General features: G+C 53.4%; 17 protein-coding genes. 5 read left to right on the top strand and 12 right to left on the bottom strand.

The genetic code is table 11. The annotated features are described in order from the left end of the window. Nucleotides 1-418: 418 nt before the first annotated feature. Both ABF979_RS13225 and ABF979_RS13220 read left to right on the top strand, forming a co-directional pair. Nucleotides 419-1,057: a DUF433 domain-containing protein gene (locus ABF979_RS13225; RefSeq protein WP_095350432.1), complete on the top strand. Its 639-nt coding sequence runs from the start codon at nt 419-421 to the stop codon at nt 1,055-1,057. Beyond that, the gene (locus ABF979_RS13220; RefSeq protein WP_218831238.1) at nt 1,050-1,517 is read left to right on the top strand and encodes a PIN domain-containing protein; all 468 of its coding nucleotides are present in this window, start codon (nt 1,050-1,052) and stop codon (nt 1,515-1,517) included. The genes ABF979_RS13225 and ABF979_RS13220 overlap by 8 nt, the downstream gene beginning before the upstream one ends. Before the next feature lie 179 nt (nt 1,518-1,696). Here the strand turns inward: ABF979_RS13220 and ABF979_RS13215 are convergent, their stop codons facing one another. From ABF979_RS13215 to ABF979_RS13195, 5 genes are all read right to left on the bottom strand, one after another. After that, nucleotides 1,697-2,311 (bottom strand): hypothetical protein, encoded by a 615-nt coding sequence (locus ABF979_RS13215; RefSeq protein ID WP_098123197.1) that lies wholly within the window; start codon nt 2,309-2,311, stop codon nt 1,697-1,699. Nucleotides 2,312-2,328: 17 nt separating this feature from the next. After that, nucleotides 2,329-3,021 (bottom strand): HNH endonuclease, encoded by a 693-nt coding sequence (locus ABF979_RS13210; protein ID WP_143221944.1) that lies wholly within the window; start codon nt 3,019-3,021, stop codon nt 2,329-2,331. Further along, complete coding sequence (repC, locus tag ABF979_RS13205) at nt 3,018-4,334, bottom strand: replication initiation protein RepC (protein WP_257125312.1); 1,317 nt, start codon at nt 4,332-4,334, stop codon at nt 3,018-3,020. The genes ABF979_RS13210 and repC overlap by 4 nt, the downstream gene beginning before the upstream one ends. Nucleotides 4,335-4,743: 409 nt before the next feature. Further along, nucleotides 4,744-5,520 (bottom strand): transglycosylase SLT domain-containing protein, encoded by a 777-nt coding sequence (locus ABF979_RS13200; RefSeq protein WP_244896500.1) that lies wholly within the window; start codon nt 5,518-5,520, stop codon nt 4,744-4,746. Further along, nucleotides 5,486-5,956 carry a hypothetical protein gene (locus ABF979_RS13195; RefSeq protein ID WP_095350427.1) on the bottom strand — a complete coding sequence of 157 codons (471 nt, stop codon included), beginning with the start codon at nt 5,954-5,956 and terminating at the stop codon, nt 5,486-5,488. Before ABF979_RS13195 ends, ABF979_RS13200 begins: the two co-directional genes overlap by 35 nt. Before the next feature lie 134 nt (nt 5,957-6,090). Between ABF979_RS13195 and ABF979_RS13190 the strand changes: the two genes are divergently transcribed. Then, the gene (locus tag ABF979_RS13190; RefSeq protein ID WP_275177875.1) at nt 6,091-7,035 is read left to right on the top strand and encodes a DsbC family protein; all 945 of its coding nucleotides are present in this window, start codon (nt 6,091-6,093) and stop codon (nt 7,033-7,035) included. A gap of 583 nt (nt 7,036-7,618) precedes the next feature. Here the strand turns inward: ABF979_RS13190 and ABF979_RS13185 are convergent. The 5 genes from ABF979_RS13185 to ABF979_RS13165 all read right to left on the bottom strand — a co-directional run bounded on the left by ABF979_RS13185 (nt 7,619) and on the right by ABF979_RS13165 (nt 12,308). Next, nucleotides 7,619-7,900 (bottom strand): type II toxin-antitoxin system RelE/ParE family toxin, encoded by a 282-nt coding sequence (locus tag ABF979_RS13185; protein ID WP_275177874.1) that lies wholly within the window; start codon nt 7,898-7,900, stop codon nt 7,619-7,621. After that, a complete protein-coding gene (locus ABF979_RS13180) occupies nt 7,897-8,076 on the bottom strand; it encodes a CopG family transcriptional regulator (RefSeq protein WP_275177873.1) in 180 nt (59 codons plus the stop codon). Before ABF979_RS13180 ends, ABF979_RS13185 begins: the two co-directional genes overlap by 4 nt. Nucleotides 8,077-8,494: 418 nt before the next feature. Further along, the gene (locus ABF979_RS13175) at nt 8,495-8,884 is read right to left on the bottom strand and encodes a hypothetical protein (RefSeq protein WP_415560302.1); all 390 of its coding nucleotides are present in this window, start codon (nt 8,882-8,884) and stop codon (nt 8,495-8,497) included. Between the two features lie 97 nt (nt 8,885-8,981). After that, nucleotides 8,982-11,285 (bottom strand): DotA/TraY family protein, encoded by a 2,304-nt coding sequence (locus tag ABF979_RS13170; protein WP_415429910.1) that lies wholly within the window; start codon nt 11,283-11,285, stop codon nt 8,982-8,984. A 3-nt stretch (nt 11,286-11,288) separates the two neighbouring features. Beyond that, nucleotides 11,289-12,308, bottom strand: coding sequence for a hypothetical protein (locus tag ABF979_RS13165; RefSeq protein ID WP_415560300.1), 1,020 nt, complete (start codon nt 12,306-12,308; stop codon nt 11,289-11,291). A gap of 81 nt (nt 12,309-12,389) precedes the next feature. Here ABF979_RS13165 and ABF979_RS13160 point away from each other — a divergent pair, with 81 nt between their 5' ends. Further along, nucleotides 12,390-12,674 carry a hypothetical protein gene (locus ABF979_RS13160; protein ID WP_415560298.1) on the top strand — a complete coding sequence of 95 codons (285 nt, stop codon included), beginning with the start codon at nt 12,390-12,392 and terminating at the stop codon, nt 12,672-12,674. Between the two features lie 46 nt (nt 12,675-12,720). On the opposite strand, the gene ABF979_RS13155 is transcribed toward ABF979_RS13160, so the two are convergent. Together ABF979_RS13155 and ABF979_RS13150 are read right to left on the bottom strand one after the other, a co-directional pair. Continuing rightward, nucleotides 12,721-13,872, bottom strand: a complete 1,152-nt coding sequence (locus ABF979_RS13155) for a hypothetical protein (RefSeq protein ID WP_415429912.1) — start codon at nt 13,870-13,872, stop codon at nt 12,721-12,723. Beyond that, the gene (locus ABF979_RS13150) at nt 13,872-14,447 is read right to left on the bottom strand and encodes a hypothetical protein (RefSeq protein WP_275177868.1); all 576 of its coding nucleotides are present in this window, start codon (nt 14,445-14,447) and stop codon (nt 13,872-13,874) included. The genes ABF979_RS13155 and ABF979_RS13150 overlap by 1 nt, the downstream gene beginning before the upstream one ends. 458 nt (nt 14,448-14,905) lie before the next feature. On the opposite strand from ABF979_RS13150, the gene ABF979_RS13145 reads away from it, so the two are divergent. Continuing rightward, nucleotides 14,906-15,195, top strand: a 290-nt coding sequence (locus tag ABF979_RS13145; protein WP_415429913.1) for a hypothetical protein, incomplete at its 3' end; no start/stop codon positions are given.

The raw sequence follows: 15,195 nt of genomic DNA, 5'->3' as shown, positions 1-15,195 counted from the left end.
GTGAGCACATTTAATCAATAGCTTCGCTTCAATTTTGTTGGCATAAGATATATTACGCGATTAATATGTACCCGGGCAAAGTTAGAATTTTCACCCTCAAAAAAGCAGAAATGTTCTATTTGACGTTCTCCCCCTTAATAGAATGTACCAACTTAATTTGTATTATGGGGTAAATTCTGGTGCCGACTGTATGGTCGAGGTTGGGAAGCATCGATTAGCCTCGTGCATGGCTTGTCCGATTACCGTGGCGACCTCGTTTGGCAATGGGTTTGGTCCTGATGATCTGATTGTTGCTTTGCCGATTGAAACGTTTCAACCTTTACCCCGGTGATAGTTCGCGGTGGCTCATTGCCTGTTGCTACATTCGACTTGCAAATCTTTTAATCAATCCCTATTTTGGGATTGATTGGAGGTACAGATGGTAGATATCCAGCCCGTCACCGTTCGCGAAGCGCAATTTCTGATCGACATGTCCGAAAAGGAAATCAACCGGGCCATTGATCGCGGTGAGGTCGAAAGAGTCAGCGATCCCGCAGAAACGCGGCACACTCTACGCTTACGACGACCAGCTCGGAAAATCGGCATGTCCGAGCTTCTGTTTCTGGCCTTGGAAAAGCAGATGCACGCGGATTTAACGCCAGCAGGGCGCAAGAAACTATATCAGGCATTCAAGAGAAAGTCCGCAAAACAGCAGACCATAGAGTTTGGTCTGTTCAAAGTCAGTCTCACGGATATTCAGAAGGGCTTTATTGACAGATACAAACAGCTCCATGACGCCAAAAAAGAAATAATGGAGCAGGATGGATCCGATCCTGTCATCAAGGGCACGGACATTTCGGCTTATCGGATCGCCGCTCTGACGCAAGGGCAGACTCTAGAACATATTCTGGCGGATTATCCGACACTCTCCAAAGATCAGGTTCAAGCCGCGATCGCCTACGCAGCGGCCTATCCGAAAGCAGGTCGTCCGTATCCGTCCCGGAGCTTCCGGCGGGCCGCTGACTCATTGGCGGATATGGGTGTTTTTGACGTCATAGAGACTGGGTCTGATGCCTGAGTTCATGTCGCGGCTTCTGTATCTTATTGACACAAACGTCTTTAGCGCAATGGGCAGCAAAGGGAATGCCAATGTCAAGGCATGGTTGGACACAGTAGATGACGATCAATATCGGATTAGTCCGATCGTCTATCAGGAGATGCGGCACGGGCGGGAAAAACAACTAGCCGACCTCATTAGAAAAAATCAGGATACATCACAGGTCGCCAATTATCTTGCAGCTTTGGACCGGTTCGAGCAAGATTTTGAGGACCGGCAAGTGCCGATCACAATGGCAATATCTGCCGAGGTTGCCCGTATGTTGGGCGCCAAGAGCAAAAACTACTGTGATGTAGTGCTTGCAGCAACCGCACGCATTCACGGTTTGATTGTCGTAACGCGCAATGTAAAGGATTTTACCGGTCGGGACGTAGACTTGCTCAATCCATTTGATCTGAATCCACAAGTCCAGCACGTATGACCCGAAGACTTACAAATAGCGACACTCGATTGAAATGCTCCAATGACCACTACTGATCAGTTGCAAATAATTGGGATAATTAAAAAACTGTCCATCACGCATACCCTCTATCGGTCTCCGTCCCATCGACAAAGTTCCAACATTAGTATGCAAGGCTCACTTGTGAATGGACGAAAATCCTATTCCGGCTGTCCCGTCGACAAAGCTTGTTTCCATGCGGCCAGCATCACCACGTTTTCACCTGATGAAACAAAAGGTTTTGTCGCATGGGAAGCCGGGCCTAAACGCGCAGTCTCTGTTGACCTCTTTCGCTCTTTTTCCAGCGCACCAGTACAGGCCTCCCATGCGCCAGTGACCCATTGTCCGGCAAACCAGGCCTGATCCAGCATAAGCCCGGCCGTCTTTCTTTTTTCCCGAAAACTCACATCACCAAGGCGCTGCTCAATACTGGTCTGAGCCGTAATCTGCTCAACCTGAAACACTTCGTCTCTGGCAGATGTCATCATCTCCAGCGAAGCATCAACGATCCCCTGAAGATCCGCGCGTAGCCAGATCTCCATCTCTTCAGCATTCTCAACGTCATACCCGGCGATAAGAACCTTGATCGCCTGACGCGCACTTCTTTGTATCCCGGCCGCAGATCTGGGCTTGCTAATCCCGGCATCTTTCAGGAATGCGGCCACCGATTCATAAGACGGCGCAAGCTGGATGACAGCCTCAACAGTTTTCTCCTGCTGGCGTTCGCGCCCCAGGCGGCGAAGGGATGTTCCCAGAGTAGAAACCTGATCCGACATGAATCCTCTTTTCTGCATCACGAACGAGAATAGGTCCGTCGCGCCAGTTGTTCCAGCGTCTTCTGGGCAGAGCCGGCATTCGCTGGTCCTTCTGCACTGATCGTAAAACCAAACTGCCGTTCAACCCAGCTCACATCGCACGTCCATTTCCACCGGCTACGTTCCTGCCACTGCTTTAGAGCGAGTTGTGCGCAGCTCTGTGCCTCGGAACGGCTCCAGCCATTGATGGTCATCATCCACTCAAGCCCCTGCTCTTCCCGACCGGTGGCCATTGTTCTTCCCCAGTGGCGCACTTCATGGCAGCGTGGGCAAAGTCCAATCACCCCTTTGAGGGTCTGTATCTTGCGGTTGTCATCATAAGCCCAGCCTTCATCCGCCTCGACAGGATGTTTTTCACCCTGAAGGCCGCAGATACGACACCGATGTCCACTGCGCTCATAGGCCCAGCGCCGGACCACATCCCAATTTCCCCGTGCCAGTAATGCGCGAAGGTTCCATCCCCATAAAGGCTGCGGTACCATCCATGGACGAACATAGGGTGGATGCCGATCCGAGCGGTAACGATAGGGAAGATACTCACGTAGAGCGTCAATTTCCTGAAACGCTGGAGATACGGCATCCACCACGAGACCGCCGATTTCGTGGTTCCAGAACGCACCAAGAGCTTTCAGTCGGCCAGCATGGCCTTTTGGGATGCACAGAGGAATCATGGTCTGACATCTCCTCGTCTTCCAGACTTCAGGCGCTGCATTTTTGGGGGCACTGGCGCCATGTCCACTCGCTCGACACCATGGATATCACGGAGCGCATACAGACTGCGGTCAAGGAACAGTGTGTTGCGTGCCCCTCTATCCACGAGCGAGCGGAAATACGCGTCAGGGTGGCGGATACTCTCACCATGATCCCGGCGCGCTGCCATGACAATAACGGCGACTGCGGCTTCAAATTTACCCAGAATGGCGCACCCAACACGCCATGACTGGAAGCTGATGCCGATCTGACCGGAGAGCTGCTCGGCAGCATCTGCAAGTTCGTCTCTGTTCGGTGTGGACGTTGGACATAAGTCACGCAAATCCGGACAGACGGATAGATAGAACATTGCAGTTCCCCTGAAACCACGCAGCGCCGATCTCTCACGGTTCTCTCCCAGGTCAGTCGGAGCCTCCTGCCCTGCACACCGCATTGTTTCAATGCGATTGCGCCTTTTGGGCGCTACTACATCAACATCTAAGGTTTGATTGTTTTTTCTCTCTGTATAGTGGGTGCCAGTCTGAGCATCCATGGGTGCCACTTCTGGGGTACATTTTGAAGCATTATGGACAGGTTCAGAGCTGTTTTCCGGCACCTTATCCACAGGTTTGCCCGCCATCTGAACATTCGCGAATAGAGCCTTCATGGCATCATAATAAGCAGTCAGGGTCTCGGTCTGCTCAGTACCACGGCGTAGGCGCATGATCCGGGCAGCTTCCATGGCTACTGCCTGATCTCCTGACGCATCGGCCGACTGGCGAACCGTTTCATTCAAATCAGCAATCGCATCACGCAGAAAACTCACCTGAGAGCGGCGGCGCTTCTCTTCCTCCAGCTTTCCCAGAATACCCGGCCAGCGGTACCGCAGCGCGCCAAGATTGAAACCGACCTGTATTTCCCCTTCAGCTCCTTGCCAGCGCTTGCCTCTCTGCCCATTCCGGCCGTCACAGGGCACGAGCATCTTGGCCTCGGCCAGCTCCCGGACCGCACGACGCAGAGCCGTGAGCGAGAGCCCCGTCCAGGACATCAGAGTGCTGTTGTGGGCATAGATGAACGGTGTTTTGAGCATCTCCCAACTCTCCGTCGGGGTCTTCTCCACCATGCGTAACAGCAGAAGATAGGCATTCCGGCTCAAGCCGAGCGCACGGGGAAGCGCACGCAGCACGTTAAGGAGCGCGTACTTCTCCGGGCAGTCCGGTGGAGGCTGCATCAGCTCGTCTCGTGCCTCAAGCATGGCAGGCGTCAGAGTGCGCTTGCCGCGCCTGCGGAGCACGCAGGGGGTCTCAGTATGAAGTGGAAGCACTGGTCGTGGCTCCAGCAATGTGGGTTAGATCAACACCTCATGCCGATGACACCAGACAAACCTTCCCCGTTCGCAATTCACTTGCGTTCAAAAACGGGTGGCGCTATAAGGGGAGGTAATTGAGATGTCCCCTCACAACAGAGTTTCTTTGGTGCCCTGGCTTTTCCGGTTTGCCGACCGGGAGAGGCAGGGTTTCCTTTTTGGTGCTTACGTCATCTGAACGGCGGCCCTCTGTTATGCCTGTGGGACTCTGACTCTGAGCCCGCGCAGACCAATAGACACTCATGACCTAAATTATTGATATTGCACAGACTTGACCGCGCTGATTTGGTAAAAATCTTCACGGAGTCTGTGTGATGCGTGATCTGCGGATAGGACATCATGATGTTGTGACCGCTTCAGACGCACCCGTACCCATTCTCTGAGAGACGGTTGCGTAATACTGACCAACGGTCCAGTTGCTCATATTGTTGGCGGCAAGGGTTTTGGCAGAAACAAAGTCGCTCAACGGGCGGGAAGAGTTAGACTCAACCGCCATCTGTGACCCGGCGGATGGCCCGAACATATAAGCACCATAGGCCTGAGCCCCAGTCACAGAGTTATGGGTGCTCCGCGAGACAGATGTCGCATAGTCACTGATAATGGCACTGGCCACTTTTGCCTGTGCCGCGGGATCATTTCTCTGCGCATCACTCACGCCGGCTTTCGCGGCATATTCCTCCCAGGTGCCGTTAGTAATCTGCCACACACCCTGAGCTGAAGACGTCGCATTCCCTGTATTCTGATAGTGACTTTCTATCTGTCCAAAGGCTGCAAGTGTGTCGGGGTTAATCCCGGCCGCCTTTGCTGCTGCAACAGCATCTGAACCGTAAGTCTGCTTCAAAAGGGACGCCATGGCGTCAGTATCGCCCCACGCCCCGGTATAGCTGGAGGTCTGGGATGTCGCACTGGCCTCGCCTGATGTTCCGCCACCGCCAGAGTACACAAACGTAGGTGCTCCTGTTTCGCGTATGCTTGGGACAATCTGCTCATATCCGCTTGCTCTGGCGGCATGCGACAAAGCACATACCACCAGCAGCAACGCAGGGCCTGCCATGCGTGCAGGGTGCATAAGAATGATCTTACTGGTCGGGGTGGGTGAAGAGGACTGTCCCATCAGCCCGTTCCCCCGTCACGACACAGCCCACGGGGTGTTCAGGATTCAGGGGTTTGTATGGACCAAGTTCCGATGACGGTATCCATGCCGTATGAATCCCATTGAGGAGAACCTGTCGCCAGCCTTTGACTTCGTTGTCGGTCACTGCCAGCTGAAAACCAGCCTGCCCCACTTTCCTGGCATGGACGTTAGGAGCAGCATACAGAGGGCTCGTCTCACTTGCCGGACTCATGCAGGTGGCGGGCATGGGGAGAGGTTTCTCCGTGCTGGCCTGTGCTGGTGGGTTTACAGGTGGTCCCCAGTTGCGGGTACCAATGTCCTCCTGTCGCTCCTGTGACAGGCGATCGAGATCTGTTGCGGAAAGATGTTGGGCAAAAGCAGGCGTACTGAACCCCAGCACTCCAATTGCGGCTGCGATCCTGATGTATCCATTCATGACTCGTTGTCCTTCAATGTTGTCAGTCGTCTAAGACCATCATCCCATAAGCATATGTGAATAAAGATATTCACGTTTTGTTCTTTCCGCATTCACAAACGCATCTGACAGAATGGTCTTAAAGGAGATATCCCATGAGACACTTTCTGTTGGCCACCTCTTTGCTTCTTGCGCCCCACATCGCAATGGCGGGTCAATGTCCAGCACCACCGCCTGTGGAACCGCCCTCTCCTACGGCCGTCATCGTGCCAGAGCATAACACGCAGGCTCAACCACGGCGGTTGAGCGCAGAGGATATCGGCAGAAGCCCTGCGTTACAGCGAATTTCGAGCAATGGCGCCGCACTCTGGGAGATCGGTGACGCGATGTCCAATCACGGGCTCCGGGGAATTTTTGCTAAAAAAGGCCAGACTTTCAGAACCTTTTACCTGACCCCAGATATGCAGGCCGAAATCGGTGGCGTGATGTGGGATGCCTCGGGCCATAACATCACGCGGGATACGGTGGCCATGATACAGGGGGTTATTCCGACCATTAACTGGCAGCCTGGACATACCAACACGGCGAACCCGGGAGTTGGACAAACTGAACATCCGAATGCGGCGCATACCGATGCGACAAACATTGTCGCGTCCGCCAGTTACGGTCTTTATGGCCACGCGGATGCTCCTCGCCTTTACATGATTGTCGATCCTCTTTGCCCCTGGTCAATCAGGTCCTTGCAGAGCCTTCAGTCCTATGTAGACAGTGGACAGGTCCAGATCGCCATCGTCCCGATCTCCATCAATGACTATGAAAACAATCATGCCAGTACACCTGCGGCTCAGGCTATGTTGAGCGTTGGACAGGAGCAGATGATTGATATCTGGCGACAGATCATCGTTCAGAACCACGCGCCCTCAGATCTCACTCTGACAGAGGCGTCAGGGGCCAAGCTCCAGCTCAACCTGCAAAAAGCACATATGATTGGTCTGAGAGGTACACCGACCATCGTATGGCAGGACAAGCAGGGGACTTCGCATGTCCAATCGGGCCTGCCTGATCATCTAGACCAGTTTATCGCGAGCCTTAAGTCATGAAAAACAGCAAGCCGCGCAAACGGATCAGCCGTATGATCGTTTGGCTGTCCTACCCTCTTTATTCACCGCTAGCCCGAGGCATCAGCCTCTTCCGAAGTGGCTCTGAACTGGTGCGACATCTGCCAGAACACGCAACTGAAGCAGATACGACATCCCCGCAAGCTATCCTGCAAGATCAGACACAAAGAGGAGCCGCACGATACAGAACCCGTAATTACGGCATATTCTGCGGGTCATTGTTGATGATGTTCGTGACAATTTGGTTCTATGAGGTTTTCTGGGAAGGACAATCCATACTCGGCCCGGTTTGCATACAGATCTCTGCTTTGGTCTGTATGCTGAGTGGGCAGTTTGTTTTTTTCAGTTTTTCCAATTGGACAATCCGTAACGGCCGCCCCGGGTCCTTCTCAGAGTATATAGCCGATGGGCGAAACCTCTGGCCTCGATGAAATCACAACTGAACCAGAGGCTGAGACGCTAAGATTTCCCTTGGGAGTGGCGCGTTGCAGGATGCTTCTGGATATGCCCATGTTTGAGCCGCCTGACGCTGGCTCAAACATGAGGCCCAGAGTGGTCAACATTCTTAACGGTCCTGGGCACTATGCCAGATCCGCAGGATTTCGACGGAAGAGCAGGAAATGCGATAGACGATCACATATGGCCAGCACGAAACCAGCTCACGCGTGCCAGAGACGAGGCCGGGGCGGCCACGCTCTGGAAGGTATTCAAGGCGGTCGCATGTAGCGACAATCTGGATAGCAACCCGGCTTGCTGCTGCGGGGTTTTCTTCGCCTATGTGGCTTTCAATCCGCCGAATATCATTGAGGGCACTGCGGGTGAACTGGATGGCAAACGTCGTGCTCATTCGCAATTGGGGGGTGGCTTTTTGTGTTCAGTCCCCCAGGACAGGAGCCATTCCCGAACGGCAGAATATGGAACCGTATGACCTGCATCTGCGTCGGCAATACCTTCCTGCACAGCTTCTATGAAAGCCGCTGTTTCAGCATCATCATCATGATGTGTAATCGGGGCGGGACTCATGAGGTGGTTCCTTTACGAGCTGCCCGGCTTTCTCTCTGCCGGAAGGTGAGAGTATCAGTTTCTGTATCGAAGATCATGCGGTAATCCGTGAGCGCATGAGGATATCGGGCTTAACCGCGCATTGTAGCTCAGAAAGTTCCGGCCTGCTGGACTGAATGTTGGACACTCCATTGAGCATGTTCGTAATCCGGCCGACCGGACTGATCTACAGGATCAGCAGGTTTTACGATGGATCCGTCATATGTTCCTGTAGATGGCGCCCAGCGGGCGGGAGTGGATCCATACGGTGCATATGGGTCGTAGAGCGACTGAGCAACTTTGGGTGGTTTTATCGGCCGACTGGAGCCGGTATGAAGGTTGCCATGTGCGCAGCCCGCCAGCGAACACAAGACCAACGATAACAGAACAACGCGATGTGTCATACGCTCTGGCTTTTCTTCAGTGCGTCAAGTTCGGCCTGCAAAGCTGCATTTTTCTGTTCAAGCGCAGCTTTCTCCGTTCGGAGAGCTTTGTTCTTTTCCAACAGTGCGTTGTGTTTCCTGGCCACATCATTAAATCTTGCTTCCAGAGCATTATACTCATCAACTAACCCGTTGTATTCGCGCACCTGTTTGTCAGAGAGCTCCTGCCACGCAACCTCACGGCGTTGAGTCGCGGCGTTATAATCTGCGGCCTGATCGTGCACATCATCAAGTTTTCTTTTGAGCTCCTCCACATATGCAGCAAATTCATCCCGGTTGGCTGTCATATCCGCCAGATTGATCTGCAATGACTGATTTTGCCTGACAACATGGGTGTAGTCAGCCACAGATACGCCATTGCGGCCTTGCTGTTGAATAGCATTCCGGATCTGGCCGAGCTGGAGCGGGATGATTGAGTTACTACTCATGAAGATAAGCCTCCACTCAGGCGTCTCTAAAAGATGACGTGCTCATTTGAGCGGCAGTTGTTGAATCCATTGCGGGTGCACCACCGGGAGGAGGGGGAGGGCCATCGTTGGGACCACCGCCACCTCCATTAGGAAATGTGTTGTCACTTTTAATGATATCCCCAAGTGAAGCAACACTTGATTTGGCAGGTTCTTGTGACGATTGGACATACGCATCACTATCCACGCGGCCAACCGCCCTGAAGCCAGCCATGTCAGGCAGATGATGGGGTAACGTGGAGATGAGGCGGAACGACAGTGTGGCGGTTGTCATCTCTGCACCCACATACAGACACATCAGAACCAGAATGCCGATCAGGTTATTGATCAGATAGCCATGATCAAACACAAAACCAGCGGCGACAACGAAACTTTTCATCCATATCCACGACAAGCCGGAAAAGATCGAGTAGCTGCAGATCATGCCAACCACCATTATTGATGGCCTGAAGATAATGGAGAAAAGAACCTCATAACCCCTGATGCCTTTACCGTGCACACCGTCCCCAGCAAAGGTCATGTGCGCCAGAAACCAGATGGGAGCAGCCACCAGGGCCTCAACCACAATCACAAGCCATCCGGCCACCCCTGCATACCAGAACAGGCAAGGGGTCATTGGAAGAATATACGCAAGTGTCACCCCCGGACCCAATAAGAGAAATGCCCCGGTGAAAATGGGAATCAGAAGCGCTGAAACAACACCGCTGAGCCCCGCAGCGGCAGTACCCGCGGCAGCACCTGCGACATCCCCTGTCAGCAGACTTGCAGCCCCTGCCGCGAGAGAAGCCGTGGCACTGGAGGCAATGGCAGATGCTCCGATTACGAGTAATGCGAGATCAATCAGGAAATGTCCCAGCCCGATCATGCTACTCAAAGGGTCTGTCCACCCTGACCCCGAACTCGGCATGATCAGGTAATTCATAATCGCCCGGAATGTCGCTTCTGACAGGCCCATATACCTGAGTACCTTATCCAGTAGTCCCATGGGTTCCTGAGAGATTGTCGCGTTTTCAAACATTCTGGGGGATGCCGATGGCGCATAGGCCTCGTCGCTCGCCGCCAGCATCTCATCCTGCTTGGCCATATATCCGTTTATGGCCATAAAAAACGGGGTAAGATCACTCTGCAGGTAGGACCCCGTGCCTTGCCACGACGGACGTTGTGTCGACGGTGTGATGGCAGCAACGGACTGGACTTCAGAGTTCAGCCTCGAAATTTCCAGATAGTAGGCGCCCAGACCAGTCCAGCCCATGTTTTTGAGCAATGTCACGCCGGAATCATTGTTCCCGCTATTACTGCCTGCCTGTCTGATTTTGGAAACGGCCGAAGAGGCGATCGCTGTGAGCTGAGCGGAGAAAAATGTGCTTTGGGTCGTGAAAACACTATCCAGAGATTTGAGGACTGTCATATCCCGAGTTTGCCACATCGAAGTGGCGATACGATCAACACTGGGACGAATATGGCTGATAACCTGCCGCAGGGCAGAAAGCTGCATCGCCCCTTCTTCAGAAAAATCAATGGTTGTGAGATTGAACTGTGGCGATAAAGCCCTGTTGGGTGAAGCCATGGATATTTTACCACAAACAGGAACGTTAAAGGAATCTCCATAGGCCATATCGTAAGTGACAGTAACGCGGTCGGTCATACCCTCTCCCCCCGTGATGGTGGGCTCGGGAACAAGGTTGCTGTTGTTTGAGGCCTTGTTGATCAGACTGCGGCATAATTCACTGTTAATGATCCCCTGAACAATCTGACGCGACCCAGGGATGATCGGGGTGGATAAAGGAAGCGCTTTTGGCCCGACATTATCCACCACAACATCTTTGAGCGTTCTGGCCATGCCGATGCTTGCTTTGGCACTGCGCATGATCAGTGTCTGGCCAAGAGAGTAACCACCGTTTGACGTGACCGGAAACATCATGATGATGGCGCCAATCACCCGGATCGGGACCCATCCAGAAAAACTGGCTGAGAACACTTTTCCACTCTCAGCCGTTTTATGGATTTGAATGATAATCGAGTAAAAAATCCAAACAGACGCAATTAATGCAACATAGGCCGTGAACCATTGCAGCATCAGCCCTGTGGTCGTTTGCGTGGTCCCATCCATAGGGAAAATACTGTCCAGTATCTGGGCAGTAATATCGTCATTCGCCTGAAGCGTTGCCCATGAAACGCTGGAAAGATTCACCTCGGCATGAGCCGAGGCGGAGAAAACCCACACAAACGGGAGCAGGCCGAGCAAAAGCCCGACCCACCGTGTCACGAGAACATTACGCATGCCTCAATCCCTATGTGGTGGTATTATATCATTGTCTATTCCCAAAAAAACTTTTGCTTTTTGCACCAGTTTTTCAACAACTTCACCGATGGACTGGACGAGGTTCTTACCAGGCTCAAGCCCTGGCACGTCTTCCACCTCCAGTCCGAGTGCTCCCGCCCGTTGTTCGGCCATTTTGACTGCCGGATCCTCAGACGCGTTACGTTGCCCGGCCTCTGAACGGAGCGAGAGAATATTTTTCGCCATATCGCTCAGCGAACCGGTCAAATTCTCATAGACCTTTCGGACCTCAGGATTATTGTTTCTTTCCTTATAGAATTCCTGCCCCAGGTCTTCGTGTTTGCCGCCCGGTCCCGTTTCCATAAGAATGGCCTGAACAGTAGTTTTTTCCTGCCTGGCTGTCTTTTCCAGTTTTTCAAAAAACGGAGCGGCCTTCTCTTTGAGGCCCTGATGATAGGTTCTGGTCTGAGAGATATTCGCATCAATATCCCGAACCAGTTTATCTATCCGCCGTGCGTCGGCCTTAGCTTGCATTCCACCAGTCCAGTTCGCAAAGCGGCTGGCGGTTTGCGACATCAAAGATCCCTGAGAGGGAGACACCGGACCGCCGGGTGCTGGTGCTGAACCCTGTTGAACTGGTTGCGCTTGTTGCTCGCTGTTTTGTTTCTTTGCCGGCTGAGGCTTGGAATGCTCCTGATCCTTTTGCTCATCCCCGCGCTCTTGTGACGTTGAGTTTGAGTCAATGACAGGTTTTTGCTGCTCTGTTTTACGCGCTTTGTTGGCATCCTCTTCGCGAACACTTTGATCTTCCTGTTCACTCAGGGTTTTATTCGCTTGTTCTGGATTGTCCTCGCTATGTGCCTGTTCCTGTTGAGCGCGATTTCCCTGAGTTGATGGATCCGGGCTGTTCTGTGAGGGAGGCGGCGCCTCAACCTCCAGTTGTGTTCCAGCTTCCATAACACGGTTAACAAGATTTGCTGTGGCCATCCCTACCAGCGTGGCTGCCTGCGTCTCTGGAGACATGCTGGCCACCTCCATCGCTGTGCTTCGAATATCCGAGACAAGTCGCTGGTCATGCATGTCAGGCGTGTGTGCAAGCAGCTGATGCAGGTCATTGTTCTCAAGGCCGGGGTAGTGATTGGACATCTGTTGCAGCCCGGCCTGCAAGACAGGGGACAACGCTGGGGTCTGGTTCGTTCCACTAAACTTGGACCAGTCCTGAACCAGCCATGCAACCTGCGTCAGGTAGGCGTGATCGGATTCAAGTGCAGGGTTGGCTTCGAGTTGGGTGCGCAAATTCTCCAGTTCCCTGGCCAGACCACGCTGGTCAGCAGGAACCTGTTCCTGCTGCTGGTGGAGATTACCCAGCAAGGCAGAAATCGAGGTTGAAGGTGTCATTGACAGTGTTCCGGACATTATGATCCTCCAGTTAAAATTATGGATTGGGGACAGGTAGGGGGGTGAAGCGCTTGAGGCTGGCATCCGCCTCAAGAGCAAGGCGTTTTGCGGACACGAGCGCGGTCTTCTGCTGGAGCTTTAACTGCTGCCAGAGGAGCCAATTGCGCTGTGAGTCCAGCAAAGCGATCTGGATCAGGACAGACTTCTCACTGGGCATGGCCTGCAAGTCAGCCTGCCAGTCTGTTCCCGAGTAACGACGGTTGACTTCCAGCTCCGTGGCTTCCCACAAGCTTCCCGTGTCAGTCTGGGAGATGCCTTCTCGTTGGGCTTCCGCCTTCTGGGCAGCGGTCAGGGTGACAGTTCCAGCCCGCCAGCTCAGCACATCATTGCCAATGTCATGAGCAAGGGAGATGGCGGCATTATAACTCCGCCGCCCCGGCATGGCCTGCTGGCCTTCAGGGGTAGTAATGGCATTGCCGCGCATGGCGGCCGGCACCACTGGCTGGATCAGGGTCGTTTCGTAATCGTTGGCCCGATCAATGGCTTTCTGATCAGTGTAGACAGGGGGTGTCAGGAGGCTGCTGGCGTCCTGATCCGCCCCTTTAAGGTCTGTATCGGCCAATGAGCACAGACCGGCCTCAGCTTCCGCATCGTCACAGTATTTGGAAAAATGCAGGGAGTTATTCGCCTGAGAAGCCTGCCCTGCCCCGGTCCATGATGGCGTGTTTCTTGCGGCCCGTGTTCGTGCATCCTTGGCAACATCAAGGGCCAGCTGAACGTCCTCAGCCTTTCTGGCTGCAACTATCGTGGCCTGCCCACCCTCAAGATTCAAACAGTCCTGACGGTTAACCGCATGTTCATCCATGATGTGCGCGTTGATCACGTCACGCTGCAGGCGGGCATTAACCATGTTGTTGGCATCAGCAATCTGTTCGTTTGCCCCGACCTGAGCCTTGAGGTAGTTCGTGATCTGGGAAAAGCCGCTCAAAGCAGAGAAGTTAATTTCAACCAGGGCTGCATCAAGAACGCCCTGCATTTCGGCAATCACGCTGTTCATAGCGCCCTGAAGCGCTGTAATCGCGCCGACAATTGCTGCGGTATCCACGCCAAACATGGCGTAAGCAGGTTGGGGCGCCACCGCTGTCCACAGGAAAAGACCAAACACAAAGGCCGCAGCGTAATTGCGCATCAGCTTCCTCCCGTCAGGCCGAAAGCCTGCGAAGCATCGCCAAGCGAATAGCCATCAGGAAGCTGGAGGCTTCCGTTAACGTCGTATGTGTTCGGATTGTCGGTGTAGCTGTTTTTACCGTTAGTATTGACCCCTGTGTTGATGAGTTGATCGCCGCCGCCGCCAAAGTTCAGCGTTGGACATATGGACCCAAGACCCAGCCCTAGATTGAAATTATCATCGAAACTGGACACATTAAGTCCGCACTGGGCCGCACTTTCCAAAGTCAGCCAGACGTTGGTCAGCTCCATGCAGACTTTGCCCATTGCGGCCTGGGCAATGGCCGCCAGGTTCAGACCATTTGTTAAAATATCAAGACCAATGCCGTTAAAGAAACCATCCAAACACGTGAACTTGGTCACGGACTCAGGTTGCTGGATCATCGCGTCATCTGTTTTGATCTGCGCTGCTTTTCCAGTAGCCGCAGCCTGTACCAAAGCCTGACATCCCGAACTGGCAGCCCCGGCCTGTATTGGCAGGAGTGCCAGGATGGTCATGCAGAAAAAGGCAGAACACAGCCTTGGGGATTGTCTCATTGCCCGCCTCCTGAAGCAGGGGGGCGGGCTTGTGTCGCATGCTCTTCTTCATGTGGCAGTCTGATTGCAAGAAGCACATCCTGTGCATACTCGCGCGTCAGCCACTCTTTCGGGCTCCGTGCAGTTTTGGACAAAGTCTGACTTTGTGACACCTGACATATTCCCTCGTTATGAACATGTCAGACAGAATAAAGCCCCCATATGTGAATACGGTTCGACGCGACAAACCCGCGCAAAGACCAAGTTCAGAAGTGGGATTTTTGTGATTCTGCCATGCGCCGGGTACATGGCGACCATACCGAAATGGTGGCCGAAACAAAAAACGGTACTATATCAACAACTACAGAAAACGGACTGTATTGGTGCGCCATTGCACAATGGCAAAAATATGGTGATTTGCCCCTGACACCTATGATACGGGGAAAAGATATTCCAGATGCGCAGAGCAGGAGCCAACCATGTTCAAAGCTGCCGGAGCAGCCAAGAGAGGGATTTTCCCTCGTCCTTTCTCAGGGACGGCAAGCTTATTCCAGTCTTTTTGGAAAACATCCGGCACGGATGAACAGAAGTCCCGCCCACGCTGGAGCCGCGATGAGGAACTTTACCTTGCGCGTGATTATGCAAGAGGGACAGATGTTGGCTTTATCGCTGGCCTGATCGGACGTCCGATTTCAGCCGTGCGGCGCAAAGCACTCCGTTTGGGTGTACATCGACCGCGTAGCGGTCGGGCGGCTAAAGCCGCCAATGC

Source organism: Gluconobacter sp. (genome assembly GCF_047723935.1).
In the GTDB taxonomy this organism is placed as follows: Bacteria; Pseudomonadota; Alphaproteobacteria; order Acetobacterales; family Acetobacteraceae; genus Gluconobacter.
Note: the sequence above shows the minus strand (reverse complement) of the source record. Positions and strands in the feature narration are given on the sequence as shown.

Coding starts and splice junctions, on each gene's coding strand:
- ABF979_RS13225 (WP_095350432.1), top strand. CDS start 419: ATGGTAGATATCCAGCCCGTCACCGTTCGCGAAGCGCAATTTCTGATC.
- ABF979_RS13220 (WP_218831238.1), top strand. CDS start 1,050: ATGCCTGAGTTCATGTCGCGGCTTCTGTATCTTATTGACACAAACGTC.
- ABF979_RS13215 (WP_098123197.1), bottom strand. CDS start 2,311: ATGTCGGATCAGGTTTCTACTCTGGGAACATCCCTTCGCCGCCTGGGG.
- ABF979_RS13210 (WP_143221944.1), bottom strand. CDS start 3,021: ATGATTCCTCTGTGCATCCCAAAAGGCCATGCTGGCCGACTGAAAGCT.
- ABF979_RS13200 (WP_244896500.1), bottom strand. CDS start 5,520: ATGGGACAGTCCTCTTCACCCACCCCGACCAGTAAGATCATTCTTATG.
- ABF979_RS13195 (WP_095350427.1), bottom strand. CDS start 5,956: ATGAATGGATACATCAGGATCGCAGCCGCAATTGGAGTGCTGGGGTTC.
- ABF979_RS13190 (WP_275177875.1), top strand. CDS start 6,091: ATGAGACACTTTCTGTTGGCCACCTCTTTGCTTCTTGCGCCCCACATC.
- ABF979_RS13185 (WP_275177874.1), bottom strand. CDS start 7,900: ATGAGCACGACGTTTGCCATCCAGTTCACCCGCAGTGCCCTCAATGAT.
- ABF979_RS13180 (WP_275177873.1), bottom strand. CDS start 8,076: ATGAGTCCCGCCCCGATTACACATCATGATGATGATGCTGAAACAGCG.
- ABF979_RS13170 (WP_415429910.1), bottom strand. CDS start 11,285: ATGCGTAATGTTCTCGTGACACGGTGGGTCGGGCTTTTGCTCGGCCTG.
- ABF979_RS13165 (WP_415560300.1), bottom strand. CDS start 12,308: ATGTCTCCAGAGACGCAGGCAGCCACGCTGGTAGGGATGGCCACAGCA.
- ABF979_RS13160 (WP_415560298.1), top strand. CDS start 12,390: ATGCAGGTCATTGTTCTCAAGGCCGGGGTAGTGATTGGACATCTGTTG.
- ABF979_RS13155 (WP_415429912.1), bottom strand. CDS start 13,872: ATGCGCAATTACGCTGCGGCCTTTGTGTTTGGTCTTTTCCTGTGGACA.
- ABF979_RS13150 (WP_275177868.1), bottom strand. CDS start 14,447: ATGAGACAATCCCCAAGGCTGTGTTCTGCCTTTTTCTGCATGACCATC.